Genomic DNA, 2,653 nt, shown 5'->3' on the forward strand with positions numbered 1-2,653 from the left:
AGAGTTTAGAAGGCGTTCAAAATATGAGTATGCAAACCCAATACCGTCGTGCCATAGACAGGTTCGTCCCAGCTCAAGACCGCACTGTGAGTCGAGCACCGTAGGGCGCAACGGATGATAATAGCTATTACTTTTCTGTAACACGCTGGCATGAATCTAGCTGAGACCTTCGTAAGGTATTAGACCAAACCGCGGCTTCGCGGCAGGACCGTGGTTGGCAGTTAAATCTGCAGAGCAATGAGATCAGTCCGGATTCGCGCGTATTAGCGTTCACCCCCGATGATAATGAAACCGGACGGGCCTTCCGGAAACCCTGCGAGTACCGGCCAACACCAGAGCACTTACCACGAGCAAAGCCCGGGGTCAGAACCTCCCCGGGCTTTGGTACCGCAACCACAGAACCTCAGCGGTACAGCAGGATGAGATTTCCCGCCTCATATAACCACACAGGAACAACACATCTGCGTCTTCGGTAGCGCCGCAAGTCGTCTCGACATTCGGGCATCTACCAGATGGTTTCCATCGTGAATCCATTATGCATGTGACACCAATCACAGTCAAGCTTTGTTTTCACTTTTGTGTTTTTCTGTGCTGTTTTGCGGATTCTGTGTTACCGAAGCGGAGCAATCGACTACTGTCGGTAGGCTGTCCTGGCAAATTCCGTCAGCGGCGCGGGTTGAACAGTCGCTCTGATTTCCACCTGTACGTGATTTTCAACCTGCAGTTTTTTCGACGGTGTTTCTTCGCCCCATTTCACAACGACTTCAGTACCCGGTGTGGCGACGGCTTCGTCGACCACGGCCAGCGATAGCATGGCTTTTTCATTGGCGGAGTAGCCGGTCCAGGTGGACAGGCCAACCAGCTTGCCCTGGACCTCGACCCTGTCAAAGTGGAAGGTGTCATAGAGTGCCATCGGAAGATTAATAAATTTCGCCCCGGTGCCCGGCTGGAACATCGACGCATATGCTTTGGCAACGTCGTCACCATTCCATACCAGCGTCACTTTTTGTCGACCACCTTCAGACGGCATATTCTCTAGGGCTTGTCGGCCAATGAAGTCATGGTCAAAGGAAATGATCCGCCCATAGTCGAGTTCATGCGGGGTGAAGTAGTAGTCCGCAATATTTTTAGAGTAGAAGCTTCCGCCCAGCGGGGAGATGGTTTCATAGGCGTTGTCAGTCAGCCAGCGTCGATAATCCGCCAGTCGTTCGTCGGTGTAGATTGCCGGCAGCGGTCGGGGCAACCACCCGGATTCTAATGCGTTGGTGTGATAGGCCCGGGCACCGACCTGTACCAGATCGTGGGACTTTCCGGCTTCGAGAATGGCGCCGTGGACGGCGTCGCGGTCTTCCCATGGGCCCCAGATTTCCACGCCGGGTTCACCGGCCATCCCGTGGCGTAACACGCGCACCGGTTTGCCGGCGATTGTCACGGTGGTCATGTGGAAGAACTTCAGTTTCGGAGGTTCGTCTCCGATCGCGTCGCGCAGTACCTCCATGGCTCCTGGGCCCTGGAGCTGGTAGCGGTACAGTTCTGGTGGTCCTTGCCGATGAAGTGAGGTTTCATCGCGGCGGACTTCGACGTCGTAGTCGCCGGTTTCGGCATGATATTGCATCCAGTTGATCGACGGCGGAATACCAACGGCGCGGTATTCCTCGTCGTCGAGGTGAAACAGGATATTGTCGCCGATGATGTAGCCCTGATAGTTGACTGCAACGAACTGTTTTGCTTTATCAACCGGGAAGTTTTCCATCGAGTTGATAGCCAGGTATTTGATGAGTCGCAGGGCGTCTGGGCCTTTGAGGTTCAGGTCCACCATGTGGTGGGACTGGTCGTAAATCACAGCGGTGCGTCGCCAAGCGAGCTGTTCATCGCGCCAGTTAGAAAACTCTGGCGCCAGTCGCGGGACGACCGACGGTGGGGTTTGGGAATCCCACAGCAAGTTGACTGGGTTGCCGGCTTGTTGGATTGCATCTTCGAGTGACATGTTGACTCCCGTCAGTGTTGTGGCGTTCTAAGGGTTGGTCGAGCACCTCGTGACGATTGAACACGATCAGCTGACTTCAGCAGCTTCTTGCAGTTTGGTTTCCAGCAGTTCGTCGATGACCGTGGCGGCCCAGGCGGTTGCTTGATCGGTGGCCAGGGTACGGCCGCCTGCGTCGTGGCGGCCGATAGCACCGACGCGTCGGGCACCCAGGGATTGGAAGGCCTCATCCAGTAGGTCGGCGCCTTTGGAGTAGAACTCATAAGACCGATCTCCCAGCCCGAACAGGGCGTAGTGCAATGCATTCAGCCGGGTACCTTCAGCTAACAAGTTGGTGTAGAGCTCACGGATGCCGGTGGGCAATTCGCCTTCGTCATAGCTGGAGGTGATCACAAGCATCGGCGTCGTTGTTTGGAAATCTGCCGGTTGTAGCGTGGCCATGTCAATAGCCGTCGCGTTGGCGCGGTCGGTCAGCGCCCGGACGAGTTCTTCAGCCACCAGTTCGGCATTGCCCGATTCGGTGGCATAAGCAATGGTCAGCGGTGGCAGGTGCTCGTTGTTGAGTTCCACTTCGTGTTGCGGTTGCTGCGAGCGCGGTAGGTCCGTCGCTGAGGCCGCAATGAAACGACGACGGCGCACATCGGTCAGTTTGGTACGTGGCCGCGGTGA

2 protein-coding genes are annotated in these 2,653 nt (G+C 56.0%); both read right to left on the reverse strand.

Annotated features, from left to right (window positions below; translation table 11 throughout):
• Positions 1 to 631: 631 nt before the first annotated feature.
• Complete coding sequence (locus tag K8V32_RS11260) at positions 632 to 1,987, reverse strand: aminomethyl transferase family protein (protein ID WP_303907369.1); 1,356 nt, start codon at positions 1,985 to 1,987, stop codon at positions 632 to 634.
• A gap of 66 nt (positions 1,988 to 2,053) precedes the next feature.
• Positions 2,054 to 2,653, reverse strand: a 600-nt coding sequence (locus K8V32_RS11265) for a flavodoxin domain-containing protein (protein WP_303907372.1), incomplete at its 5' end; no start/stop codon positions are given.

This window comes from Enteractinococcus helveticum (assembly GCF_020742345.1).
In the GTDB taxonomy this organism is placed as follows: domain Bacteria; phylum Actinomycetota; class Actinomycetes; order Actinomycetales; family Micrococcaceae; genus Yaniella; species Yaniella helvetica_A.

What these genes read in the sequence shown, in the direction of transcription:
- K8V32_RS11260 (WP_303907369.1), bottom strand. Translation starts at nt 1,987, where the DNA reads ATGTCACTCGAAGATGCAATCCAACAAGCCGGCAACCCAGTCAACTTG.